At 71.1% G+C, this 24,673-nt stretch carries 18 protein-coding genes; 13 read left to right on the forward strand and 5 right to left on the reverse strand.

The features are described 5' to 3' along the window. The first annotated feature begins 166 nt into the window (after nucleotides 1-166). Nucleotides 167-1,882 (forward strand): ABC transporter ATP-binding protein, encoded by a 1,716-nt coding sequence (locus K3N28_RS23280; RefSeq protein ID WP_255640299.1) that lies wholly within the window; start codon nucleotides 167-169, stop codon nucleotides 1,880-1,882. Next, nucleotides 1,879-3,627, forward strand: coding sequence for an ABC transporter ATP-binding protein (locus tag K3N28_RS20245; RefSeq protein ID WP_228094572.1), 1,749 nt, complete (start codon nucleotides 1,879-1,881; stop codon nucleotides 3,625-3,627). The genes K3N28_RS23280 and K3N28_RS20245 overlap by 4 nt, the downstream gene beginning before the upstream one ends. A 28-nt stretch (nucleotides 3,628-3,655) precedes the next feature. Here K3N28_RS20245 and K3N28_RS20250 read toward each other — a convergent pair whose 3' ends face one another. Both K3N28_RS20250 and K3N28_RS20255 read right to left on the reverse strand, forming a co-directional pair. Continuing rightward, nucleotides 3,656-4,552: an RNA polymerase sigma-70 factor gene (locus K3N28_RS20250; protein WP_228094573.1), complete on the reverse strand. Its 897-nt coding sequence runs from the start codon at nucleotides 4,550-4,552 to the stop codon at nucleotides 3,656-3,658. Between the two features lie 82 nt (nucleotides 4,553-4,634). Further along, a complete protein-coding gene (locus K3N28_RS20255) occupies nucleotides 4,635-5,819 on the reverse strand; it encodes an NAD(P)/FAD-dependent oxidoreductase (RefSeq protein WP_228094574.1) in 1,185 nt (394 codons plus the stop codon). 174 nt (nucleotides 5,820-5,993) lie between these two features. Here K3N28_RS20255 and K3N28_RS20260 point away from each other — a divergent pair, with 174 nt between their 5' ends. The 6 genes from K3N28_RS20260 to mgtE all read left to right on the forward strand — a co-directional run bounded on the left by K3N28_RS20260 (nucleotide 5,994) and on the right by mgtE (nucleotide 14,937). Continuing rightward, nucleotides 5,994-7,733 carry an ABC transporter ATP-binding protein gene (locus K3N28_RS20260; RefSeq protein WP_228094575.1) on the forward strand — a complete coding sequence of 580 codons (1,740 nt, stop codon included), beginning with the start codon at nucleotides 5,994-5,996 and terminating at the stop codon, nucleotides 7,731-7,733. Then, entirely contained in the window at nucleotides 7,730-9,712 is a 1,983-nt protein-coding gene (locus K3N28_RS20265; protein ID WP_228094576.1) for an ABC transporter ATP-binding protein, read from the forward strand. The genes K3N28_RS20260 and K3N28_RS20265 overlap by 4 nt, the downstream gene beginning before the upstream one ends. A 245-nt stretch (nucleotides 9,713-9,957) precedes the next feature. Further along, a complete protein-coding gene (gene gatC, locus K3N28_RS20270) occupies nucleotides 9,958-10,257 on the forward strand; it encodes an Asp-tRNA(Asn)/Glu-tRNA(Gln) amidotransferase subunit GatC (RefSeq protein WP_228094577.1) in 300 nt (99 codons plus the stop codon). A 3-nt stretch (nucleotides 10,258-10,260) separates the two neighbouring features. After that, nucleotides 10,261-11,763: an Asp-tRNA(Asn)/Glu-tRNA(Gln) amidotransferase subunit GatA gene (gene gatA / locus K3N28_RS20275; protein ID WP_228094578.1), complete on the forward strand. Its 1,503-nt coding sequence runs from the start codon at nucleotides 10,261-10,263 to the stop codon at nucleotides 11,761-11,763. Nucleotides 11,764-11,767: 4 nt separating this feature from the next. Then, nucleotides 11,768-13,255, forward strand: a complete 1,488-nt coding sequence (gene gatB, locus K3N28_RS20280) for an Asp-tRNA(Asn)/Glu-tRNA(Gln) amidotransferase subunit GatB (RefSeq protein ID WP_228094579.1) — start codon at nucleotides 11,768-11,770, stop codon at nucleotides 13,253-13,255. A 335-nt stretch (nucleotides 13,256-13,590) separates the two neighbouring features. Continuing rightward, nucleotides 13,591-14,937 (forward strand): magnesium transporter, encoded by a 1,347-nt coding sequence (gene mgtE / locus K3N28_RS20285; protein ID WP_228094580.1) that lies wholly within the window; start codon nucleotides 13,591-13,593, stop codon nucleotides 14,935-14,937. A 60-nt stretch (nucleotides 14,938-14,997) separates the two neighbouring features. Here mgtE and K3N28_RS20290 read toward each other — a convergent pair whose 3' ends face one another. Then, entirely contained in the window at nucleotides 14,998-16,683 is a 1,686-nt protein-coding gene (locus K3N28_RS20290) for a metallophosphoesterase (RefSeq protein WP_228094581.1), read from the reverse strand. Continuing rightward, complete coding sequence (locus K3N28_RS20295; RefSeq protein ID WP_228094582.1) at nucleotides 16,684-17,835, reverse strand: sorbosone dehydrogenase family protein; 1,152 nt, start codon at nucleotides 17,833-17,835, stop codon at nucleotides 16,684-16,686. 172 nt (nucleotides 17,836-18,007) lie between these two features. On the opposite strand from K3N28_RS20295, the gene K3N28_RS20300 reads away from it, so the two are divergent. Next, the gene (locus tag K3N28_RS20300; RefSeq protein WP_374209846.1) at nucleotides 18,008-18,919 is read left to right on the forward strand and encodes a 2-hydroxyacid dehydrogenase; all 912 of its coding nucleotides are present in this window, start codon (nucleotides 18,008-18,010) and stop codon (nucleotides 18,917-18,919) included. A 93-nt stretch (nucleotides 18,920-19,012) separates the two neighbouring features. Here K3N28_RS20300 and K3N28_RS20305 read toward each other — a convergent pair whose 3' ends face one another. Then, nucleotides 19,013-19,498 carry a PH domain-containing protein gene (locus K3N28_RS20305; RefSeq protein ID WP_228094584.1) on the reverse strand — a complete coding sequence of 162 codons (486 nt, stop codon included), beginning with the start codon at nucleotides 19,496-19,498 and terminating at the stop codon, nucleotides 19,013-19,015. A 130-nt stretch (nucleotides 19,499-19,628) separates the two neighbouring features. Here K3N28_RS20305 and K3N28_RS20310 point away from each other — a divergent pair, with 130 nt between their 5' ends. The 4 genes from K3N28_RS20310 to K3N28_RS20325 all read left to right on the forward strand — a co-directional run bounded on the left by K3N28_RS20310 (nucleotide 19,629) and on the right by K3N28_RS20325 (nucleotide 24,671). Then, the gene (locus tag K3N28_RS20310) at nucleotides 19,629-20,141 is read left to right on the forward strand and encodes a hypothetical protein (RefSeq protein ID WP_228094585.1); all 513 of its coding nucleotides are present in this window, start codon (nucleotides 19,629-19,631) and stop codon (nucleotides 20,139-20,141) included. A 314-nt stretch (nucleotides 20,142-20,455) separates the two neighbouring features. Beyond that, the gene (locus tag K3N28_RS20315) at nucleotides 20,456-22,504 is read left to right on the forward strand and encodes an ABC transporter substrate-binding protein (RefSeq protein ID WP_228094586.1); all 2,049 of its coding nucleotides are present in this window, start codon (nucleotides 20,456-20,458) and stop codon (nucleotides 22,502-22,504) included. A 15-nt stretch (nucleotides 22,505-22,519) separates the two neighbouring features. Continuing rightward, the gene (locus K3N28_RS20320) at nucleotides 22,520-23,515 is read left to right on the forward strand and encodes an ABC transporter permease (protein ID WP_228094587.1); all 996 of its coding nucleotides are present in this window, start codon (nucleotides 22,520-22,522) and stop codon (nucleotides 23,513-23,515) included. A 7-nt stretch (nucleotides 23,516-23,522) separates the two neighbouring features. Beyond that, nucleotides 23,523-24,671, forward strand: coding sequence for an ABC transporter permease (locus K3N28_RS20325; protein WP_228094588.1), 1,149 nt, complete (start codon nucleotides 23,523-23,525; stop codon nucleotides 24,669-24,671). The last annotated feature ends 2 nt before the right edge of the window (nucleotides 24,672-24,673 follow it).

The raw sequence follows: 24,673 nt of genomic DNA on the forward strand, positions 1-24,673 counted from the left end.
GCCGCGTTCCGGACGCTCGCCGACCCGCCTCAAGCCGCTCATCGGGCAGGCCTGGGCCACGCCGCCCACGTCGTCGGCCGTCGAGCACCCCGCACCGGTCCTCGCCGCAGGCCCACTGAACTGTTAAACGTTTGCCGATTCGGGCTCGCCTGGTTACCGTGGCCCTGTGTCGCTCCTCCGCGCCCCCGATCTCCCCGTAGCCGACCCCGGCACCCCTCCGACCACGCCGTGGCGGCTCTTCGGCTGGCTCGCCACCCGCCGCAAGTCCCACGCGGCGGCGGTGCTGATCTCCGCGGTCTTCTCCCTCGGCCTCGTCCCGGTCATGCCGATCTTCCTCACCGGCGCCGTCGACGACGGACTCCGAGGGCGCGACTGGAGCGCCCTCGCCGCCTGGGCGGGAGCGCTCACCCTCGCCGGTTCCGTCGCGGCGGTGAGCATCGTGATCCACCACCGGCTCACCGTCTGGTGGCGGCAGGACGCCGAGTACCGCGTCCTCCAGCTCGCCACCCGCAAGACCGGCCGCCTCGGCTCCCTGCTGCGACAGCGCACCACCACCGGCGCGGTCGTCAGCGTCGGCATCACCGACGTCAACTCCATCGGCCGCGCCGTCGAATCCCTCGCCCCCACCATGGGCTGCGGGGCCGGGATCATCGCCGTCGCGGTGCTGCTGTTCGGCATGTCGGCGGTCCTCGGCATCACGGTCTTCGCCGGCGTCCTCATCGTCGCCGTCCTCACCGGTCCGCTCCTGCGCCGGCTCCAGTCCCGCAGCCGCTCCTACCGCGAGGGCGTCGGCACGATCACCGGCCGCGCCGCCGACATCGTGGCGGGCCTGCGCGTCCTGCGCGGCGTCGGCGGCGAGGACCGCTTCAACGCCGCCTACCGCCGCGACTCCCAGCGCCTCAAGCGATCCGGCTTCGGCCTCGCCGCCCCCCACGCGTGGATCGACGCCGTCTCCGAAGGCGCGCCCGCGATCCTGCTGGGCGCCGTCGTCTGGCTGTCCGCCCGCCTCGTCGCCTCCGGGGACATCACCGTCGGCCAGATGGTCGCCGCCTTCGGCTACACCGCCGGACTGCTCATGCCGGTCCGCTGGCTCATGGGCACCGCGATGACCCTCATCCAGGGCAACGTCGCGTGCGGCAAGGTCTGCGAACTCCTCGCGCTGCCCGAACGCGAGACCCCGCGAGACCCGTCGCCGGGCCCCGAAACCGGGGCCGACCTCGAAGACCTCGACTCCGGTCTCACGCTGACGCCCGGACTGACGGTGATCGCCGCCGCCGACTCCGATGCGAGCGCCGCGATCTTCGACCGCCTCGCCGGACTCGAACCCTCCGAAGCGCGATTCGGCCACGTCCCGGTCGCGGCCGTCGACCCGGACGAACTGCGCCGCCGGGTCCTCGTGGCCGACCACGACGCCTACCTCTTCGCCGGCCGCCTCGCCGAGCTGATCGGCGCCCGCGACGGCGCCGCCGACGATGCCGAACGCGTCCGGGCCGCCATCACGGCCGCCGCCGCCGACGACGTCGTGGACGCCCTGCCCCACGGCATCGACACCGAACTCGACAACCAGGCCCGCACGCTCTCCGGCGGGCAGCGCCAGCGCCTGCGCCTGGCCCGCGCACTCGCGTCCGACCCCGAGGTCCTGCTCCTGCACGAGCCCACCTCCGCCGTCGACTCCCACACCGAGGCCCGCATCGCCGAACGCCTCACCGCCGCCCGGCGAGGCCGCACCACCGCCGTCGCCAGCGTCTCCCCGCTGTGGCTCGGCCGCGCCGACGCCGTCGCCTTCGTCCAGGACGGCAAGGTCGTCGCCACCGGCGCCCACGCCGAACTCGCCGCCGCCCGGCCCGACTACCGGGCCCTGGTCAACCGGGAACTCTCATGACCGCCGAGCTCCACACCGAACTGCCCGTCGCCGAACCCGACCGCGTCCGCCGCGCGTTCACCGCGCTGCTGCGCTCCGAACGGGCCCGCGTCGGCTTCGCGATCACCCTCCGCGTGGCCGCCGCGGGCGCCTCGACCGCCGCGCCGCTCCTCATGGGCCGCATGATCGACGCGCTCGCGGCCGGCCAGGGCGTCGAGGACGTCGACGTGCTCGCCCTCGGCATGGCCGCGGCCATCGTCCTCGCCGTCGCACTCACCTGGGCCGCCAGCTACACCGCCAACCGCGTCGGCGAGCGCCTCTCGGCCCGCCTGCGCGAACGCTTCGTCGAACGGGTCCTGCAGCTGCCGCTGCACACCGCCGAGCAGGCCGGCTCCGGCGACCTCATGACCCGCACCTCGGTCGACGTCCCCGAGGGCGGCAACCTCATCCGCGACGTGCTGCCGCGCGCCATGGTCGCGATCCTGACCGCCCTCGTCTACGTCGTCGCCATGATGTTCGTCAACGCGATCCTCGCCGCCTGCATGGTGCTCGCGATCCCGCTCATCGCGATCGGCGCCCGCTGGTACCTCAAGCGCGCCCGCGCCGGGTACCTCCGGCAGGCCCGGGCCGAGTCCCGCGCCGGGGAAGCGCTCGCCGCGACCGCCGACGGCGCGCGGACCGCCGAGCTCTACCGGCTCACCGACGCCCGCATCGCGAGCGGCGACGCCACGATCGCCGGCCACTGGGCCGCCAACAAGTACACGCTCTACCTCCGCAGCGTCTACTTCCTGACCCTCGAGAGCTCCTATGTGCTCCCCGCCTCGGCCGTCCTGGTCCTCGGCGGCGCCCTCTACTTCAACGGGACGGTCAGCCTCGGCGAGGTCGCCACCTGCGCGGTGCTCGCGCGCCAGGTCATGACCCCGCTGAACTTCCTGCTGATGATGGTCGAACGCCTCCAGCGCGGCTTCGCCTCCCTGGCGAGGGTCGAAGGCGTGGCGATGATCGACGCCGAGGAGGCGGCGGGCACGACCGCCGCTCCGGCGGACGGCACCGTCGAACTGCGCGGCGTCACCTTCGCCTACCCGACCGGTTCCGACGTCCTCCACGACGTCGACCTCCGCATCCCCGCGGGCGAACGCCTCGCCGTCGTGGGACCCAGCGGCGCGGGCAAGTCCACGATCGCCCGGCTCGTCTCGGGCACCGACACGCCCAAGGCGGGCCGCGTGACCATCGGGGGAGTGGACGTCGCGACCCTCCCGCTCGGCGAACGCCGCGGCCACGTCACGCTCGTGACCCAGGAGCACCACGTCTTCACCGCGACGCTGCGCGACAACCTCACCCTCGCCAAACCCGACGCCGCCGACGCCGAACTGCGCGCCGCGTTGGACGCGGTGGGCGCGACCTGGGCCACCGACCTCGACCTCGAGCTGGGCGGCACCGCGAAGCCGCTCGACGCCGCCGCCGCTCAGCAGATCGCGCTGGCCCGGATCGTCCTCGCCGACCCGGACGTGGTGATCCTCGACGAGGCCACGGCCATGCTCGATCCGCGCGCCGCCCGCGACACCGAACGCGCCTTGGCCGCCGTCCTCAAGGGCCGCACCGTCATCGGCATCGCGCACCGGCTCCACACGGCCCACGACGCCGACCGCATCGCCGTCGTCGAAGCCGGCCGCCTGGTCGAGCTCGGCAGCCACACCGAACTGCTCGAAGCGGACGGCCCGTACGCGGGCCTCTGGCGAAGCTGGCACGGCACCGGGTCGCGGTAGGACGCCTGCGGGCCCGCCTGAACGGTCCTCAGCGGAGCGTCAGGGAGGTCTCGGACTCGACGTGACTCAGCTTCTCCGGGTTCCGGACGTAGTAGAGGCCCGCGATGAGGCCGTCCTCCACGCGGACCGCCATGATCCCGTCGAGTTCCCCGTCCAGGTGCACCATGAGCGCCGGACCGCCGTTGACCACGGTGAGCTCGGCCGTGAGCGCGCCTTCGAGCTTGGCGAGACCGCCGAAGAACATGCGGGCCGCCTTGTCGGCGCCGACCACGGGCCGCAGCGCCGCGTGCTTCAGGCCGCCGCCGTCGCCCACGACGACGACGTCGGGCGCGAGCACGTCGATGAGGCCCCGCAGATCCCCGGTCTCGAGCGCCCGCTGCAGCGACTCCAACGCCGCCCGGGTCTCGCTCGGCGAGACCGATTCCCTCGGGCGGCGGGCGTCGACGTGCTTGCGGGCGCGGTGCGCGATCTGGCGGACCGCCTCCGGGGACTTGCCGACCGCCGCCGCGATCTCGCCGTAGCCGAGGTCGAAGGCCTCGCGCAGCACGAACACGGCGCGCTCGGTCGGCGAGAGGGTCTCCAGGACGAGCATGAGCGCCATCGACACGCTCTCGGCGAGCTCGACGTCGTCGGCCACGTCCGGCGTGGTCAGCACCGGCTCGGGCAGCCACGGGCCGATGTACGCCTCCTTGCGGCGCTGCATGGCGCGCAGCCGGTTGAGCGACTGCCGGGTGGTGATCCGCACCAGGTAGGCGCGCGGGTCGCGCACCCGGTCGAGGTCGACCTCGACCCATCGCAGCCAGGTCTCCTGGAGCACGTCCTCGGCGTCGGCCGCGGAGCCGAGCATCTCGTACGCGACCGTGAAGAGCAGGTTGCGGTGGGCGACGAACGCCTCGGTCGCCGGGTCGGCGGCGGGGCCGCTCATGGCTCGTCTCCTCTCTGGCGGGCGCGTGCCGCGGGGTGTCGCGGCACGCGCCCCGGTTTCCTTCATTGAAGCGGAGGCGCGGTCACGCCGCCCGGTCGACGGCCCTCGCCGCGCCGCGTTCGGCCAGCAGGCTCGAGCGCCGCTCGTCCTTGGGCTTCCAGACGAACGTCCCGGGTTCGCGGGCCTCCTTCGCCAGCATCCCGATGACGTGCGGGTAGGTGAACTCCTTGAGCTTGGAGCCCAGGCGGCCGCTGACGAAGAGGCGCCTCGCCTCGCCGTTCTTGGCGAGGAACTGCATGGTGGCGTTGCCGCTCCCCAGACTGGTGCAGACGGCGGGCAGCCCGATGTCGATCGGGGCGGGCCGGTCGCCGGAGAGGCGGGCCAGGACCGTGTCGGCGGCGTGCGCGCCGAGCGGGATCGCCCCCTGGCAGCTCATCCGCAGCGGCACGCCCGACGGCGAGACCGAGTCCCCGGCCGCGACGATCCGCTCGTCGTCCACACTGGTCAACGTCTCGTCGGTGATGAGGCGGCCCTTGTCGTCGGTGCGCAGCCCGCTCCGCACGGCCAGATCCGGCACGCCGAACCCGGCGGTCCAGACGGTCACCGCGCTCGGGACCTCCTTGCCGTCGCCGAGCCGCACGGCGTCGCGCGTCACGGCCGTCGCCGTCCCCTCGAGCACGGTCACCCCGAGCCTGGCCATCCGCTTGCGGACCGTCTGGCGGGCCTTCGGGTGCAGATACGGGGCGAACCGCGTGCCCGCCAAGAGCGTCACGGGACGGCCGGCGTCCGCCAGCTCGGCCGCGACCTCGTTGCCGGTGGGGCCGGAGCCGACCACGGTCACCGGGGCGGAGAGGGGCGTGTCGTCCAGGACCGACCGCAGCCGCTGCGCCGCCTCCAGGGTGTCCATCGTGTAGGCGAACTCGGCCGCTCCGGGCGCGCTCGGCTCGGCGCTGCCGCTGCCGACCGCGTAGACCAGGTAGTCGTAGCGGACCGCGCCGCCGGACGCCAGCGAGACGCTGCGCTCGGCCGCGTCGATCCGGGTCGCGGCGTCGACCACCAGCCGGACGGCCGGGCTCAGGGTCTGCTCGTACTCGACGAGCGGGTCGCCCGAACCGGCGACCAGATGGTGCAGGCGGATCCGCTGGACGAACGTCGAGCGGGGGTTGATGAGCGTCACGTACACGTCGTCGCGCCGCGTCAGGCGGTTGGCCGCCATGACACCGGCGTATCCGCCGCCGATCACGACCACTTCGGTGCTCTCAGCCATGGTGTCTCCTTCGTTGTGGGAGGGTCGACCACAAGACACCGGCCGTTGGCCGCCCGTGACATGTCGTGACTCGCCTCACTCGAAGTGGCGATGAGTCCCCGGCGCAGTGTGACGGCCGGAGGGTGCGAGCTTAATCGATTGCCGCTTGTCGGACCCGCCCTTTACGCTCGGCTAGTGAGGTTCCTCCGCGCCCCCGAACTGCCGCTCGAAGACCCCCTCAGATCCGAGGGGTCGAGGGGCGTTCCCTCACAACCGCCGGGGACCCCCTGGCGGTTCCTCATCTGGCTCGCCGGCCGCCGCAAGGGCCTCATGCTGAAGGCGCTCATCACCTCCGCGATCGCGCTCGGCGCGCTCCCGGTGCTGCCGTTCTTCCTCACCGGCGCGGTCGACAACGGCCTGCGCGAACGCGACTGGGGCGCGCTCACCGCCTGGTCGCTCGGCATGATCGGCGCCGGGTTCTTCACCGCCGCGATGATCGTCGTCTCGCACCGGTACACGGTGTTCTGGCGCATGGACGCCGCCTACCGCACCCTGCAGCTCGCCACCCGCAAGGTCAACCGGCTCGGCGACGAACTGCGGCGCAAGGTCACCACCGGCGCGGTCGTCAGCGTCGGCGCGACGGACATCAACCGCATCTCGTGGGCCGTCGACTCGCTCTCGCCCACCGCCGGGTGCCTCGTGGGCCTCGTCGCGGTCGGCGTCCTGCTGTTCAACACCTCGGTCGCGCTCGGCCTCACCATCTTCATCGGCGTCTTCGCCGTCGGCCTCATCACCGGCCCGCTCCTGACGCGGCTCCAGGCCAGCCAGGAGACCTACCGCGAGCGCGTCGGCGACATCACCGAACGCGCCTCCGACATCGTCTCGGGCCTGCGGGTCCTGCGCGGCATCGGCGGCGAGGCCCGCTTCAACGCCTCCTACCGGCGCGACTCCGACGCTCTGCGCTCGGCCGGGTACAAGGTCGCCGGGCCCACCGCCTGGCTCAACTCGCTGGGGGAGGGCACGCCCGCGATCCTGCTCGGCGTCGTCATCTGGATCGCCGGACGCCAGGTCGCCTCCGGCGACCTCACCCCCGGCCAGATGGTCGCCGCCTTCGGCTACACCGGCGCGCTGCTGCTGCCGGTGCACTGGCTCATCGGCTGCACCTACCGGATCATCGAGGGCCGCGTTGCCGCCGGGAAGGTCTGCGAACTGCTCGCCGTCCCCGAACGCCGAGCCCCGCAGGAGATCCTGCCCGGTCCGCGCGAAGGCGCCGAGCTCCACGACCCCGAGTCGGGCCTCACGGTGAAGGGCGGCGAGCTGCTCGCCGTGGCCTCCAACGACTCCGGGCAGGTCGCCGCCGTCTTCGACCGGCTCGGCGGCTACACCGAGTCCGAGGCCCGCTTCGGCGCCGTCCCCGTCGCGCAGCTCGACCGCGATGAACTGCGGCGGCGCGTCCTCGTCGCCGAGCACGACGCGTACCTGTTCGCCGGGGCCCTGGCCTCGGTCGTCGCGGCCCGCGACGGTCACGACCGCGTGGAGGCCGCCGTCGAGGCCGCCTCCGCGCACGACGTCGTCGAGGCCCTGCCCGACGGGCTGGACACCGAACTCGACAACCAGGCCCGCACGCTCTCCGGCGGCCAGCGCCAGCGCCTGCGCCTGGCCCGGGCCATCGCCGCCGAGCCCGAGGTCCTGCTGCTGCACGAGCCGACCTCCGCGGTCGACTCCCACACCGAGGCCCGCATCGTCGACCGCCTCGCCGAGGCCCGCGGCGGCCGCGCCACCGCGGTCGCGACCACCTCGCCGCTGTGGCTGGGCCGCGCCGACCGGATCGCGTTCGTCCAGGGCGGCAAGGTCGTCGCCACCGGCCGCCACCGCGAGCTGGCCGCCGAGCACGCCGACTACCGCGCACTCGTCACCCGAGGTGAGGAAGCATGACCGACCAGAGGTCCACGCAACTGCCGGTGGCCGACACCTCCGCCGTCCGCCGCGCGTTCTTCCGGCTCCTGGCCTCCGAGAAGCGCCGCGCGACGGTCGCCGTCGGCCTGCACCTGATCGCGGCCGTCGCCGCCGCGGTCGCCCCGATCCTGCTGGGCGACATGCTCGACCGGATCGCCGCCGGATCCGGCAAGGCCGAGGTCGACCGCCTCGCCCTCGGCCTGCTCGCCTCGATCGTCGCGGTCGTCGTCTTCACCTGGGCCGGCACGTTCGTGTCCTACCGGCTCGGCGAGCGGCTCTCGGCCCGGATGCGCGTCCAGTTCGTCGACCGGGCGCTGCGCCTGCCGATGCCCGTGGTCGAGCAGGCCGGCTCGGGCGACCTCATGACCCGCTCCTCGGCCGACGTGCCCGAGGCCGGGGTCCTGTTCCGCGACGGCCTCCCGCAGGTCACCGTCTCGCTCCTCAAAGTCCTGGTCTTCTTCGCCGCGATGCTCGTCGCGAGCCCGCTGCTGGGCCTGTGCATGCTCGTGGTCGTGCCGCCGCTGTACATCGGCACCCGCTGGTACCTCAAGCGCGGCCGTCGGGGCTACCTCGCCGAGCGCGAGGCCGAGTCCGAGATCGGCGACACCATCGGCGCGTCCGCGGACGGCGCCCGCACCACCGAGGCCTACCGCCTCGGCGACCAGCGCGACGCCGCCGGGGACGCCACCGTGGCCCGCCACTGGAAGGCCGCCCGGTACACGCTGTTCCTGCGCAGCGTGTACTTCCCGTTCCTCGACGGCGCGTACGCCCTGCCGACCGCCGCGGTGCTCCTCGTCGGCGGCGCGTTCTACTTCGACGGCACGGTCACCCTCGGCACCGTCGCCACCTGCGCGGTCCTCACGCGGCAGATCATGTTCCCGATCGACCACATCCTCATGTGGGTCGAGAAGGTCCAGCGCGGTATCGCGGCCATGTCCCGCATCGAAGGCGTCGCCGAAGCGGAGGACACCGAGGAGACCGCGACCGCCGACCGGCCCGTCGACGGCACCGTGGACCTCACGGACGTCCGCTACGCCTACCCGACCAGCCCGCGCGACGTGCTCCACGGCGTCACCCTGAGCGTCCCCGCCGGGCAGCGCCTCGCCGTCGTCGGCCCGTCCGGCGCGGGCAAGTCGACCCTGGCCCGGCTCATCTCCGGCTCGGACGTGCCCCGCGAGGGCCGCGCCGCGATCGGCGGCGTCGACGTGGCCGCGCTGCCGCTCGACGAGCGCCGCAAGCGCGTCACCCTGGTCACCCAGGAGCACCACGTGTTCACGGCCTCCTTGCGGGACAACCTGATCCTCGCCAAGGCCGGGGCCACGGACGAGGAGCTGCACGAGGCGCTCGCCGCGGTCGGGGCGGACTGGGCCTTCGACCTGCCCGAGGGTCTGGACACGCCTCTGGGCGGCAAGAACCGGGAACTCGACGCGGCCAGCGCCCAGCAGATCGCGCTCGCGCGCATCATCCTGGCCGACCCGGACGTGGTGATCCTCGACGAGGCGACGGCGATGCTCGACCCGCGCGCGGCCCGCGACACCGAGCGCGCGCTGGGGGCGGTCCTGGAAGGCCGCACCGTGATCGCGATCGCCCACCGGCTGCACACCGCGCACGACGCCGACCGGATCGCCGTGGTCGAGGACGGCAGGGTCGCGGAACTCGGCAGCCACGACGAGCTCATCGCACTCGGCGGCCACTACGCGGATCTCTGGAAGGCCTGGCACGGCGAGGGCACGAGCCGTAATTCGGCTCAGCACGGCGAGGGCACGAGCCGTGATTCGACTCAGCACGGAGCCGCCGCACCGGCTCGAGAGGGAGCGGTCGAATCGCCGGAGGACGAGGCGTTCGCCGCCGCGAAGTCCTTATCCCGCAAAAAGAACCAGGCCCCGGGCTTTCGCCCGGGGCCTGCACTGGCTCGAGAACACCACCACAAGTCGGAACACCCACCGACTCGTTATTAGCAAGGAAACAGAAAGGAAACCAGGAAACCCGTTCCGAACCAGTAACGAGAGAGTATCACGTCACATGCGCGGTGACTAGGGGGTCATATGCAGGTCACTCGATCCCTGCCAAGCGGTTTTCACGAGCCCTCCGTCACACTCCACGGCGAGCCCACATCAGGGGACGCCCGGCTCGGGCCCGCCCCGCGCACGGCCTAGACTCGACTGGTCTTCCCGCAGCTAGTAACCGTTAGGAAACACCTGTCGTGAGTACGATTTCACGCGAGGAAGTCGCGCACCTGGCGCGGCTGGCCCGCCTCGAAGTCACCGATGACGAGCTCGACGCCTTCGCGGGCCAGCTCGACGTCATCCTCGAATCGATGAAGACGCTCGCCGAGGTCGACACGGACGGCGTCCAGCCGACCTCGCACGCGGTGCCGCTGGTGAACGTGTTCCGGGAAGACCGGCCCCAGCCGTCCCTGCCCCGCGACGCCGTGCTCGCGGGCGCGCCCGACACCGCCGAGGACCGCTTCCGCGTCCCGCGCATCCTGGACGAGGAGGCCTAGCCCATGAGCGACCGCATCGTCGACAAGACCGCGGCCGAACTGGCCGCCGACATCCGCGAGGGCCGCCTGACCGCCGTCGCCGTCACCACGGCGTTCCTCGACCGCATCGCGGCGGTCGACGGCACCGTCAAGGCATTCCTCCACGTCGACCGCGAAGGCGCGCTCGCCACCGCGCGCGAGGTGGACGAGGCGCTCGCCCGCGGCGAGGAGCTCGGCCCGCTCGCGGGCGTCCCGATCGCCGTCAAGGACGTCGTGGTCACCAAGGGCCTCCCCACGACCGCGGCCTCCAAGATCCTCGAAGGCTGGATCCCGCCCTACGACGCGACGATCACCGAGCGCATCAAGGCCGCGAAGATGCCGATCCTCGGCAAGACCAACCTCGACGAGTTCGCCATGGGCTCCTCCACCGAGTACTCGGCGTACGCCCAGACGGTGAACCCCTGGGACACCGCCCGGATCCCCGGCGGCTCCGGCGGCGGCTCGGCCGCGGCCGTCGCCGCCAAGATGGCCCCGCTCGCCATCGGCACCGACACGGGCGGCTCGATCCGCCAGCCCGGCGCGGTCACCGGCACCTTCGGCGCGAAGCCCACGTACGGGTCCAACTCCCGCTACGGCCTCATCGCCTTCTCGTCCTCACTGGACACTCCTGGTCCCGTGTCCCGCAACGCCCTCGACGGCGCGCTGCTCCACGAGGTCATCTCCGGGTACGACCCGCGCGACTCCACCGCGATCGACGCGCCCGTCCCGCCCGTGGTCGCGGCCGCGAAGGCCGGAGCCGACGGCGACCTGAGCGGCGTCAAGCTCGGCGTCGTCAAGGAGTTCGACCAGACCTTCGACGCCGCCGAACCCGGCGTCGTCGAGGCCTACCGCCAGGCCGTCGAGCAGCTCGCGAAGCTCGGCGCCGAGATCGTCGAGGTCTCCTGCCCGTCCTTCTCCTACGCGCTGCCGACCTACTACCTCATCGCCCCGTCCGAGGCCTCCTCCAACCTGGCCCGCTACGACGGCGTCCGGTACGGCCTGCGCGCCGGCGACGACGGCCGGCACGGCCTCGAAGAGGTCATGAGCCTCACCCGCGAGGCCGGTTTCGGCCCGGAGGTCAAGCGCCGCATCATCCTCGGCACCTACGCGCTCAGCGCCGGGTACGTCGACGCGTTCTACGGCAAGGCCCAGAAGGTCCGCACCCTCATCAAGCGCGACTTCGAAGCCGCCTTCGAGCGGGTCGACGCCCTCATCAGCCCGACCACGCCGTTCATCGCCTTCAAGTTCGGCGAGCGCACCGGCGACCCGTACCAGATGTACCTCGCCGACCTCTACACGATCCCGACCAACCTCTACGGCGGCCCGGGCGTCTCCGTCCCGGTCGGCCTTTCCGAGGGCATGCCCGTCGGCCTCCAGGTCATGGGCCCGGTCATGGGCGACGACATCACCTACCGCGTCGCGGCGGCCGTCGAGTCCACGCAGGACACCCTGCTGGCGGACACCGCGCCCGAGATCGAGGAGCAGTAGCGACATGAGCCGACTCAACGACTACGACAAGGCCGTCGAGACCTACGAGCCCGTCCTCGGCCTCGAGACCCACATCGAGCTCGACACGAACACCAAGATGTTCTGCGGCTGCTCCACCGCCTTCGGGGCCGAGCCCAACACCCAGACCTGCCCGGTGTGCCTGGCCCTGCCCGGCGCGCTCCCGGTCGCCAACAAGGCCGCCATCGAGGCGACCGTCAAGATCGGCCTGGCCCTCAACTGCCACATCGCCGAATGGACCCGCTTCGCCCGGAAGAACTACTTCTACCCGGACATGCCGAAGAACTTCCAGACCAGCCAGTACGAGGAGCCGCTCTGCGAGAACGGCTACGTCGAGGTGGCCGTGGACGGGGTCGACTACCGCATCGAGATCGAGCGCGTCCACCTCGAAGAGGACACCGGCAAGACCCTCCACGTCGGCGGCGCGACCGGCCGCATCCACGGCGCCACCGAGTCCCTCGTGGACTACAACCGCGCCGGCATCCCGCTCGTGGAGATCGTCACCAAGCCCGTCCCCGGCACCGGCGCCCTCGCCCCCGAGGTCGCCAAGGCCTACGTGGCCGAACTGCGCGACATCGTCCGCTCCCTCGGCGTCTCCGACGTCCGCATGGAGCAGGGCTCACTGCGCTGCGACGTCAACCTCTCGCTGAACAAGCCCGGCGAGGAGTGGGGCACCCGCACCGAGACCAAGAACGTCAACTCCCTGCGCTCGGTCGAACGCGCCGTCCGCTACGAGGTCCGCCGCCAGTCCGCACTCCTCGACGACGGCGTCAAGATCATCCAGGAGACCCGCCACTTCCACGAGTCCACCGGTGAGACGAGCCCCGGACGCTCCAAAGAGGAGGCCACCGACTACCGGTACTTCCCCGAGCCCGACCTCGCCGTCATGGAACCGTCCCGCGAATGGGTCGAGGAACTGCGCGCGGGCCTGCCCGAGCTGCCGCGCAAGCGCCGCGAACGCCTCCAGGCGACGTGGGGCCTGGGCGACAAGGAGATGCAGTCGGTCGTCAACGCCGACGCCGTGGGCCTCATCGAGGCCACCGTCGCCGCCGGGACCACGCCCACCGGCGCCGTCAAGTGGTGGCTCGGCGAGCTGTCCCGCCGCGCCAACGAGGCCGGTGCCGAACTCGGCGCGCTGGCGATCACGCCCGAGCAGGTCGCCGAGCTCCAGGGCATGGTCGACGACGGCCGCCTCAACGACAAGCTCGCCCGCCAGGTCATCGACGGCGTGCTCGCCGGCGAGGGCTCCCCGGTCGAGGTCGCCGCGAAGCGCGGCCTGGAGGTCGTCTCCGACACCGGCGCGCTCGAGGCCGCCGTGGACGAGGCGATCAGCGCGAACCCGGCCGTGGCCGAGAAGATCCGCGGCGGCACCCACGCCGCCGCGGGCGTGCTCATCGGCGCGGTCATGAAGGCCACCAAGGGCCAGGCCGACGCCGGCACGGTCCGCAAGATCATTCTGGAGAAGCTCGGCTAGACCGTCGAACGAAAGGGTCGGAGGGTCTCCTCCGGCCCTTTCGCGTTCACTGTCCGTTCACTGCCGGTGTGAGCCGTGAGTCTTTGGGAACCCGGAGAGCGATGTTGTTCACAGAGCATTGCTACCCTTGACCGCGCAAGCCGAGCCGCGACCGGAGGAGGTGAGGGCCATGGGCGACGACCCCGGATCTAGTCGAGATACCGACGTGTTCTTCCCATTTTCCTTTTACCGTGCTCCGCGTCCTCTTACATTGAATCGAGCGGCCTGACCTGCATTTGCGCTTCCTTGCGGGTGAGTGGGGCACGGCCCTTTCCTCGTGTTAGGAGGTGGCTGTCATGGCACAGACCATCCAGCCCATTTCGCCTGCGGCAGTGGACTCGCTCGCGGCGCTCCGCCTGGAACTCGCCGACACCTCGACCGTCGAACTCGCCGAAGAACTGCCGCGCATGGACATCGCCGAGCAGGCCCTCCGGTTCCGGCTCCTCCCGAAAGACCGCGCGCTCGCCGTCTTCGAGGAGCTCGACACCGTCCACCAGCAGGAGCTGATCGACGGGCTCAAGTCCGACACGGTCCGCGAACTGCTCGAGTCGATGGAGGCCGACGACCGGGCCAAGCTCTTCGACGAGATGCCCGCCAAAGTGGCGACCCGGTTCCAGTCCCAGTTGAGCGCCGCCGACCGGCGGACCACCGCCCAGCTGCTCGGCTACGACCCCGAGTCGGCCGGGCGCATCATGACCCCCGACTATGTGTCGCTGCGCGCCTCGATGACCGCCGCGGCGGCGATCGAGCGCATCCGGCACCTGCGCGAGCGCCCCCGCCACCTGGACGTGCTCCCGGTGACCGACGGGCACCGCAAGCTCCTCGGCACCGTCACGCTCGCCGACCTCGTGAGCGCCGACCCCGACACGATCGTGGCCGACCTCATCGCCGACGAGCACTACCAGGTCTCCACCGACACCGACCAGGAGGAGGCGGCCCGCCTCATCCAGGAGGCCAACCTCATCGCCCTCGCCGTGGTCGACCACGAGGACCGCCTCGTCGGCATGATCACCTGGGACGACGCCATGGAGGTTCTCGAAGCCGAGGACACCGAGGACGTCGTGCGAGGCGGCGCCTCCGAGCCGCTGGAGCGGCCCTACCTCTCGGCGGGCGTGTTCATGCTGGCGCGCAAGCGCGCGGTGTGGCTGCTCATCCTCGCGGTCTCGGCCTCCCTCACCGTGACGGTGCTCGACTACTACGAGTCCTATCTCAACCAGGTCACCATGCTGGCGCTGTTCGTCTCGCTGCTCACCGGCACGGGCGGCAATTCGGGCTCGCAGGCCTCGGTGACCGTCATCCGCGCCATGGCCGTCGGCGAGGTCCGCTTCTCCGACGTCCTCAAGATCGTCTGGCGCGAGGCCCGCGTGGGCTTCCTGCTCGGCGCGATGCTCGCCCTCGTCGGCGGACCCGTGGTCGGCTACCTCTACGGCTGGGACATGGGGCTCATCATCGCCTGCACCCTCCTGGGCATCTGCACGTGGTCGACGTTCGTCGGCTCGTTCCTGCCGTTGGCGGCGAAGAAGATCGGCATCGACCCGGCGCTCGTGTCCGCCCCGATGGTCTCGACCCTGTGCGACGCGACCGGCCTGATCATCTACTTCTCGTTCGCCGCGCTGTTCCTCGGCCCGGCCCTCACCGGTTGAGCCGCGACATCCGAGACGCAGGACGAGGGCCCTGACGCCGCACGGCGTCAGGGCCCTCGCTCAGTCCGGCTGCGTCGCGGTCTCCTCTGCGACGTTCGGGACGTCCTGCGTCGTGGTCTCCTCTGCGACGTTCGGGACGTCCTGCGTCGTGGTCTCCTCGGTGCCGTTCGGGACGTCCTGCGTCGCGGTCTCCTCGGTGCTGATCGGCGTCTCGCCCTCGCCCACCCGCTCCTCGGCCGGGATCACCGTGCGGTCGAGCGTCACGTCCGTCTCGGACCCGGACCCGACCGAGATCGAGTCGTAAGCGGTGAGCGCCTTCGTCACCGGGTCGAAGTAGAGGACGTCCATCTCCATCTTCATCGGGTCCTCGGTCTCGAAGTGGCGCAGTCCGGCCGCGCCCGTGGAGCCCTCGACCATGAGCGTGGTGCCCTCGCCGAGATCCTTGACCGAACGCTTGTGGGTGTGCCCGGACAGCACCAGCGGCACGACGCCCGCGAGCGGCTCCGCCATCGGCGGCTCGTGGACCATCGCCAGGTCGGCCCCGCCCGCGTTCTCGATCGCGCGGGCCAGGCGCTCCCCGGACTCGGTGAGCATCTGCTTGGTGTACTCGCTGGAGGGCTCGCTGCCCTTGTCGGGCGTGAACCGCGGGTCCGGGACGCCGGCGAAGTTCAGGCCGGCCACCTCCTGGACCTCGCCGTCGAGGATGATCACGTGCTCGTAGGCCGCGAGCGCGGCCACCGTCGTCGCCGAGTCGTGGTTGCCCTTGACGAACACGTACGGCACCTCGATCTGCTCCACGCCCTGCGAGAAGATCTCGGCCTCCTGCTCGGAGCCCCAGTCGTTCATGTCGCCGGTGTCGGCCACGGCGTCGATGTCGAACTGTTGGACCACCGACTCCATGAGGTGCCAGGCCGAGGGGTTGAGGTGGATGTCGGAGACGTGGAGGACCCGGATCGAGTCGTCCTGGATGCCCAGCTGCGGCATGTCCATGGCGAGGGAGTAGAACTCGGAGATGTTGGTGACGAACTTCTGCAGGTTCGCCACGTACTCCTCGTAGTTCACGGCGATCTCCTCGGCGTTGCCGACCACGCTGGGGGCGTAGGCGAGCAGGCCTTCATAGCGCGGCTGGGAGATCGACTCGGCGCGCAGCGTGCTCGCCGCGTAGCCCATGAGCGCGGCGGTGACGGAGAGCGCGGTGAGCCCGGTGAGGAGCGCGCGTCGCATGGTCCGGAACGCCAGCGCGCCGACCAGCAGCCCGCACAGGGTGACGATCGCGAGCGCCTCCACGACCACGCGGACCACGGCGTCGGTGACGTCGGAGGCGAGGCTCTCGGAGGCCGAGGTGACGCCGCCGGGGGTGTTGATGATGGCCTGGGCTTCGACCGGGTCGACCGAGTCGAGCTTGAGGTTGACGCCGAGGGGGCCGTCGTGGCTGTCGAAGACGACGTCGCCGAGCGGCGGGATCTGGACGACGGTCTCGCCGGTGAGGTCGGGGTGCAGGGCCACGGTGGTGTCGAAGGGGCCGATGTCGGCTTTGGTGCCGCCCACGAGCGCGAGGCCGCCCGCGGCGGCGGCGGTCCCGACGAACAGGATCGCGGCGACCACCATGACCCGGCGGGTCGCGGGGGAGCGCCGGAGCCGGAACCAGCCCACCTTCGTGGTGCGCCACAGGCGTTTCGCGCGCCGCCCGGCGGGGCGGGCGGCGTTCCCAAAGCGGTGCAGGGCGGCGGCGAGCCGGTCGTTCATCTATACCCTTCCCTGTGCGGCGTAGCTGGTGGAGAACCGGAGGATCCGGTCGTCGGCGTCGTTCGCCGTGCAGCCGCGCTCCTCGGAGCAGCGGCCGTCGAGGTTCGAGGTGGTGACCCAGAGCATCCCGTCGGGGCCCATGGCGACCGATCGTAGTCGACCGAACTCGCCGACCACGACGGCGAGCGGTTCGGCGGGGGCGCCCGAGGCGTCGAACTGCACGACCCAGAGGCGCTGGCCGCGCAGGCAGGCGGTGACGAGCGCGTCCTCCAGGAAGACCGCGCCGGCGCAGGAGGCCTCGAAGGGCTCCCAGGCGACCACCGGGTCGATGTAGTCGGCTTCGTCGACGTCGGGGCCCTCGTACAGGGGCCAGCCGTAGTTGCCGCCCGGTTCGATGCGGTTGACCTCGTCGGCGATGTCCTGGCCGAACTCGGTCGCGTAGAGGACGCCTTCGGCGTTCCACGCGAGGCCTTCGACGTTGCGGTGCCCGGAGGAGTAGACGGGGGAGTCGGGGTCGGGGTTGCCTTGGGCGGGTTCGCCTTCGGGGGTGATGCGGAGGATCTTGCCGCTCAGGGACTCCGGGTCCTGGGCGTTGTCGCCGACGCCGGCGTCGCCGGTGGCGGCGTAGAGGTGACCGTCGGGGCCGAACTCGAGCGCGCCGCCGTTGTGGTTGGGCGCGGCGGGGATGCCGGTGAGGATCGGTTCGGGGGCGGCGTCGGATTCGAGGTTGAGGCGGGCGATGCGGTTGTCGGCGCCGGTCGTGTAGTAGAGGAACACGGTGCCGTCGTCGGCGTAGTCCGGTGAGACGGCGAGGCCGAGGAGGCCGCCTTCGCCGCCGCCCGCGACGTCGATGGTGTGCAGCTCCTCGGGTTCGCCGACCGTGCCGTCCTCGGCGACGGGGAGGGCGAGCAGGCGGCCGCTCTGGCGTTCGCCGACGATGGCGGTGCCGTCGGGCAGGAAGTCCAGGCCCCACGGGACTTCGAGGCCTTCGGCGACGACGTCGATGAACGTGGCCGGGTCCTCGGGGGCGCCGGAGGGTGTGGGGAGGTTCGGCGGGGCGCCGGTCTCGGGGGCGGGGGGCTCGCCGAAAGAGCACGACGCGAGCGTGAGTGCGGCGGCGGTCGCCGCCGCGGCCGAGAGCAACCTGCGCATGGGCCCAAGACTATAGGTCGCCGAGGAGGCGTCGGCGGGGCTGTTTTCCACGCCCTCCGGTTCCCCATCGAGGGCCCGCGCTAACCCCCGCGGCCCGGATTCGCATTTCCTATAGGATGCATGGTGCCAGGATCCCGGCAGTGCGGACGTTTCGGAGGATGAGGCTGTGGCCGTGAAGGTGTGGATCGCCCACGAGGAGGGCCGCGAGCTGCTCGGGCCGCTTCCCGACGGTGTCGAGGTCGAGGTCTACGACGGTCGCGCCGACTATCCGTCCGACCCGGCGACCCTGGAGTTCTGGGTCCCGCCGTTCCTCGCCCAGTCGAAGGTCACGACCCCGTTGAAGGACATGGCCTCGCTCAAGGCGATCCAGCTGCTCAGCGCCGGCGCGGAGGTGTGGGTCCCGGCCGTGCCGCCCGGGGTGGTCCTGTGCGACGCCCGCGGCGTCCACACCGGCGTCACCGCCGAGTGGACCGTCGGCGCGGTCATCGCCTCGATGCGGGGCTTCGACGTCTTCGCGCGCCAGCAGGCGCGCCACGAGTGGAAGGTCGAGTGGACCACCACCGCGGTCGGCAAGCGCGCCTTGATCGTCGGCGCGGGGGACATCGGCGACAGGGTCGCCGACGTGCTCGCCGCGCTCGGCGTCGAGGTCGAGAAGGTCGCCCGCCGCGCCCGCCCGGGCGTCCACCCGATCGACGCCGTCGAGACCCTGCTCCCGGACTTCGACATCGTGATCCTGATCCTGCCGCTCACCGACGCGACGCGCGGCCTCGTGGACGCGGAGTTCCTGTCCCGCATGAAGGACGGCGCGCTCCTGGTGAACGCCGCGAGGGGCCCGATCGTCGACACCGACGCGCTCGTGGCCGAGGTCGCCTCCGGCCGGCTGCGCTGCGCCGTGGACGTGGTGGACCCCGAGCCGCTGCCGAAGGGCCACCCGCTGTGGGATCTCGAAGGCGCGCTGATCACCCCGCACGCGGGCGCCTCGGTCGACGGCACCCTCGACCGCGCCTACGCCCCGGTCGGCCCCCAGATCCGCCGCTACGTCGCCGGAGAGCCCCTGGAGAACGTCGTCACCGACGGCTACTGAAACCCGTTGCGCGCCTTATAAACCCGTCCAAGCGAACGACCTGCCCGCCGGCGCCGGCGCCCGTCCTCGGCTCCGGAGCTGCGGGCGGAACGATCAGCCCTCGGCGGTGCCGGGGGCCGGTTCGCCTTCCCGGCGCACTTCCTGGCCGCCGATCTCCAGGACCTGCGGGAGGTTCTCGGGGCGCAAGGGCGCCAGGCGGACCTGCGACTGGTCGTCCAATATGGCCGCCACGCCCTCGTCGCCGGTGGCGAAGCCGTCGATGTGCTTCCAGGCGATCGTCCGGCTGGTGAACAGGCCCCGGACGGCGATGCCCTCCCGCGTGACGTCGACCCCTGACCGCCACGCCCACACCGAGACCGTCACCGGCGCGAACAGGAGCGCCACTCCCAGCGCCGCGGAGAACGGGCCCCACAGGGGCTGCTCCACGATGAGCGCCAGGGACAGCGGCGCCACCGTCAGCCACGCGACGAAGGCCGCGCCGGTGATCGCCGCCGAGCGGCGGACCCGCAGGCGGCGGCTCCGGGTCGACCCGCGCGAGCCGGAGATCGGTGCGGCGCCGGAGGCGTCAGAGCTCGTCATGGGACCAGCCTGACACACCCGCGTGCGCGACATGCGAAGTGGCCGGTCCGGTTTCTGTCGGATTGTCGCTTGACGCGAGCCCTGAACGTGACACGATCAGCTCAGCAACGACGGATCGAGCCTGGTGGGGGTGGACGTGGCCGTCAAGATCACATTCCGTCCGACACCGCGCCAAGTGCTCGGCCGCGCCCTGTTCCTCTCGAGCCTCTCCCTCGTCGCCGCCCTGGTGCCCGCCGTCGTCTACATGCTCGTGGTCGGCCACTGGTACCACTTCACGCTCCTGGGGCTCTTCCTCGTCGCCATCGCCGTCGCGCTGGCCGTGGCCTACGCGGGGGCGCGGCATCGCGGCGTCGTGCTCGACGAGCGCGGGATCCATCCGCTCGAGGCCCGGGCCCCTCATTGGAACCCCGATCGGTACGTCGCCTGGACCGACGTGGCCGACATCCGGGCCGAGCGGCGGGCGAGCCGGACCGTCCCGGTCGTGTACCTCCGCGATCCCGGCCAGAAGCCGTGGCGGCTCCAGGCGCCCTACTCGGGCCGCGGCATCTCGGTCGACGACGCGCTCGACGAGAAGATCTTCGTCATGCGGAACCTCTGGGAGGGCTACAAGCGCGGCATGCCGCCGTCCCGCCCGCGGCAGTGAGCGCTTGCCGAAGCGCGCCTGCATCGACCGACGTCACTGGCGTTGCGCGCGCTCCCAAGGCCGAAACTTCCGAAACTGTTCAGCGCCCCTGGGGTGGTATGCGATTGCCATTTGTGATTCTATCGTGACCTTGCGGGCGACTTACCAGCCTTGACGCTGTTTTGGTGTTGCCGTAGTCTCACCGCTATTACCGAAAGTTTTCGGAATTATTCCGGAAACAGTTCAGTAGTTTCGGTACTCGGCTCGGTCGCGCAGGACCCCGCCAACCCCCTCCGGCCTTCGGCCGACGACGACCACGGAAGGAGCGCTCACCGATGAGCACTCAACAGCCCCGTTCCAGTCTGTTCACCAAGCGGCGGGCGGCCGCCGCCCCCCAGTGGCCCGACCCCGCGCTCAGCCGCCGCGGCCTCGTCCTCTCCGGCGGCGCGGCCATCACCGCCTCCGCCGCCGGCTGCAGCTGGTTCTCCACCGACCCCGAGGCCGACCGGTCCGGCGGCGAGAAGGGCCTGGAGGCGCCGATGCTCGCCGAACGCGTCGAGGCCGGCGACCTCCCGCCCGTCGAGGAACGCCTCCCGAAGGAACCGCTCGTCGTCCAGGTCACCGAATCCATGGGCGTCTACGGCGGCACCTGGAACTCCGTCGTCACCGGTTCCGCCGACGGCCCGTGGCTGTGGCGCACGATCAACGACGGCCACCTGCTCGAGCGCTCCCGCGACTGGGAGGAGATCAGGCCCAACGTCGCCTCCTCCTTCGAGGAGAACGACGACGCGACGGAATACACCATCACCCTCCGCGAAGGCGTCAAGTGGTCCGACGGCGAGCCGCTGACCACGAAGGACGTCGAATTCGCCTACAACGACGTCGCGCTCAACACGGACCTGACGCAGGGCATTCCGCCGGAGCTCGCCGGCACCGACGGCACCCCCCTCGAGCTCGAGATCGTCGACGACTACACCTTCATCGTCCGCTTCTCCGGCCCCAAGCCGCTGTTCCGCGCCGACATGGCCGCCGGCGTCTCGGGGCAGCGCTTCACCATGTACCCGCGCCACTACCTCGAGCAGTTCCACGTCGACTACAACGAGAACGCCGAGCAGGAGGCGCTCGACGCGGGCTATGACGGCTGGGTGGCCCGCTTCACGGCGCTGGGGAACCTCTGGAGCTTCCTGTGGGAGAACCCCGACCTGCCGACGCTGCTCCCGTGGGTCTGCAAGCAGCCGATCTCGGACGCCCAGTTCGCGCTCTTCGAGCGCAACCCCTATTACTGGAAGGTCGACGAGGAGGGCAGCCAGCTGCCCTACATGGACGAGGTCCGGTTCGACGTCACCTCCGACATCGAGACCATGTTCGCCCACGCCATCAGCGGCGACTACGAGTTCCACTCGCGCCACTTCAACGACAACGCGCACCGCGCCGACGCGGTCGACAACGAGGCCAGCGGCGGCTACACCGTCGTCGAGCTCGAATCGACCTACTCCAGCGACATGAACATCGCGTTCAACATGAACCACCGGGACGCCGCACTGCGGAAGATCTTCCAGGACCGGCAGTTCCGCATCGCCTTGTCGCACGCGATCGACCGGCAGGAACTCATCGACGTCCTGTGGAACCGCGTCGGCGTGCCGTCCCAGCCCGCGCCCCGGCCCGAATCGCGGTTCTACGACGAGGAATTCGCCGCCCAGTACCTCGAATTCGACCCCGACAGGGCCAACCAGATCCTCGACGACGCCGGCTACACCGCCGGCTCCGGCGGCATCCGCCAGGCCCCCGACGGCACCCCGCTGGAGTTCACCGTCGCGGTCGCCGACGACGCGCTCCTGGGCACCATCTGGATCGACGCGATGGACATGATCAAGGACATGTGGGCCGCGGTCGGCGTCGAGCTGCACATCAACGGCCAGCCGCGCGAGAACTGGCAGAACCTCGTCAACGAGTTCGACTACGACCTCACCGTGTGGACCGGCGACGGCGGCTACATCGACGAGACCACCTCCGTCTACTGGTACATGGCGGCCGGGCCCGGCGGCGGCGCCTTCTTCGCCCGCCAGTGGTCGGAGCTGCGCACGAACGGCAGCACCACCGAGGAGCTGGTCGAGGAGCCCCCGGCCCACATCACCGAGCAGTGGGACCTGTACGACCAGTTCCTGTCCGAACCCGACCCGGACACCCGCGACGAGATCTTCAAGCAGATCCTCGCCATCGCCAAGGAGCAGTTCTACGCGATCGGGACCGTCCAGGGCCAGGGCGCCTGGGCCGTCGTCGCCGACCGGCTCAAGAACGTCGGCGGGTCGATGCCGGAGAACCCCACGTACGGGACGCCGGGACCGGCCGCGCCCGAGCAGTGGTACATCACCGAAGACAAGTAGACCGAGGACAGAACATTGCTGCAATACCTGGGTCGCCGTGTGGTGTACATGGCGGGGACGCTGTTCGCCATCTCGCTGGTGGTGTTCGTCATCATCAACCTGCCGCCCGGCGACTTCGTGACCGCGCTCCAAGCGAGGTACGCGGTGCAGGGCCAAGGCCTCACCGCGGACGACCTCGCGTCCCTGCGGGAGCGATACGGCCTGGACGGCAACATCTTCCAGCAGTACTGGCACTGGTTCACGCAGATCGTCCTGCACGGCGACCTGGGCATGTCGTTCGAGCACAGCAAGCCGGTCGAGGACATCATCGGCTCCCGACTGGGCCCCACGCTCGGCATCTCCCTGATCACGCTGCTGGCGACCTGGGCGCTGGCGTTCCCGCTCGGCGTCTACTCGGCCGTCAAGCAGCACTCGATCGGCGACTACGCCGCCACCACCATCGGGTTCCTCGGCCTGGCCACACCGAACTTCCTGATCGCGCTGATCTTCATCTACTTCAGCGTCTCCTGGTTCGGCTCGGTCCCCTCCGGACTGTGCTCGCCGGAGTGGTGCGACGCGTCATGGAACCTCGGCAAGCTGCTCGACATGCTCGGGCACCTGTGGATACCGATGATCGTCATCGGGACCGCGGGCGTGGCCGGGCTGGTGCGCATCATCCGCAACAACCTGCTGGACGAGCTGCGCCGGCCCTACGTCACCGCCGCCCGCGCCCGCGGCGTCCCCGAGGGCCGCCTGCTGCGCCGCTACCCGCTGCGGGTCGCGCTCAACCCGTTCGTCTCCACGATCGGGTGGGTGCTGCCGCTGCTGCTGGTGGGCGACATCGTGGTCGGCCAGATCCTGGGCCTGCCGACGCTCGGACCGATCCTCCTGGGGGCCCTGAAATCCCAGGACATGTACCTGGCCGGATCGATCATCATGGTCCTCAGCCTGGTCACGGTGATCGGCACCCTGATCTCGGACCTGCTGCTCGGCTGGCTGGACCCCCGCATCCGACTCGGACATCAGAAGTGAGGCCTCGATGAGCGTCAAAGAGAGGGAAGACGCCGGCGGCACGGGCGAGGAGCACGACACCGGCGAACGGGCGACCGCGTCGCAGCGAAAGCTGGTGTGGTGGTCGTTCAAACAGCACCGGCTCGCGCTCGTCTCGGCGTGGATCCTGATCGGCATGCTCGTGATCATCGCGTTCACCGAGTTCTTCGCGCCGTTCGACAACCGCCACCGCGACTCCGACTACACCACCGCGCCGCCCCAGGTCCTCAAGCTGTGGGACACCGACGGCCCCGACGGCTTCGCATGGGGCCTGCACGTCGACGGCTACACCTCCGAACAGGACCCCCGGAGCCTCCGGATCACCTACGAGCCCGACCCCGAGGACCGCGTCGACGTCGGCTTCTTCGTCAAGGGCGAGGAGTACAAGCTGTTCGGCGTCATCCCCTGGGACCGCCACTTCATCGGCCCGGAGGACCCCGAGGACCCGATGTACCTGTTCGGCACCACGACCGACGGCCAGGACCTGCTCAGCCAGCTGATCTACGCCACGCGCGTGTCCATGTCGGTCGGGGTCATCGGCGTCCTGCTCGCGTTCGTCCTCGGCATCGCGCTCGGGGCCGTCTCCGGCTACTTCGGAGGATGGGTCGACAACGGCATCCAGCGCGTGATCGAGCTGTTCATGGCCGTCCCCGCGATCCCCCTGTGGCTCGGCCTGGCCGCCGCCCTCCCGTCCGACATGGGACCGGTCTCCAGGTACTTCATCATCACCACGATCCTGGCGCTGGTGGCCTGGACGGGCCTGGCGAGAGAAGTGCGCGGGCGGTTCCTGTCGATGCGTTCGGAGGAGTTCGTCACCTCCGCGCTCCTCGACGGCTCGCGCCACTCGCGGGTGATGTTCCGGCACATGCTGCCCTCGTTCTCGTCCCACATCATCGCCGCGCTCAGCCTCTCGATCCCGAGCATGATCCTCGCCGAGACCGCGCTGTCCTGGCTGGGCCTGGGCCTGCGGCCGCCCGCCGTGTCCTGGGGCGTCCAGCTCCAGGACGCGAGCAAATGGAGCGTCCTGTCGAACGCGCCGTGGCTGCTCATCCCCGGCATCTGCGTGGTGATCGCGGTCCTGGCGTTCAACTTCGTCGGCGACGGCCTGCGCGACGCCGCCGACCCGTACAAGCAATAGGT

Origin of the sequence: Glycomyces sp. TRM65418 (genome assembly GCF_019710475.1) — a bacterium.
Taxonomy (GTDB): Bacteria; Actinomycetota; Actinomycetes; order Mycobacteriales; family Micromonosporaceae; genus Glycomyces.

Coding starts and splice junctions, on each gene's coding strand:
- K3N28_RS20245 (WP_228094572.1), top strand. CDS start 1,879: ATGACCGCCGAGCTCCACACCGAACTGCCCGTCGCCGAACCCGACCGC.
- K3N28_RS20250 (WP_228094573.1), bottom strand. CDS start 4,552: ATGAGCGGCCCCGCCGCCGACCCGGCGACCGAGGCGTTCGTCGCCCAC.
- K3N28_RS20255 (WP_228094574.1), bottom strand. CDS start 5,819: ATGGCTGAGAGCACCGAAGTGGTCGTGATCGGCGGCGGATACGCCGGT.
- K3N28_RS20265 (WP_228094576.1), top strand. CDS start 7,730: ATGACCGACCAGAGGTCCACGCAACTGCCGGTGGCCGACACCTCCGCC.
- gatA (WP_228094578.1), top strand. CDS start 10,261: ATGAGCGACCGCATCGTCGACAAGACCGCGGCCGAACTGGCCGCCGAC.
- gatB (WP_228094579.1), top strand. CDS start 11,768: ATGAGCCGACTCAACGACTACGACAAGGCCGTCGAGACCTACGAGCCC.
- mgtE (WP_228094580.1), top strand. CDS start 13,591: ATGGCACAGACCATCCAGCCCATTTCGCCTGCGGCAGTGGACTCGCTC.
- K3N28_RS20290 (WP_228094581.1), bottom strand. CDS start 16,683: ATGAACGACCGGCTCGCCGCCGCCCTGCACCGCTTTGGGAACGCCGCC.
- K3N28_RS20295 (WP_228094582.1), bottom strand. CDS start 17,835: ATGCGCAGGTTGCTCTCGGCCGCGGCGGCGACCGCCGCCGCACTCACG.
- K3N28_RS20305 (WP_228094584.1), bottom strand. CDS start 19,498: ATGACGAGCTCTGACGCCTCCGGCGCCGCACCGATCTCCGGCTCGCGC.
- K3N28_RS20315 (WP_228094586.1), top strand. CDS start 20,456: ATGAGCACTCAACAGCCCCGTTCCAGTCTGTTCACCAAGCGGCGGGCG.
- K3N28_RS20325 (WP_228094588.1), top strand. CDS start 23,523: ATGAGCGTCAAAGAGAGGGAAGACGCCGGCGGCACGGGCGAGGAGCAC.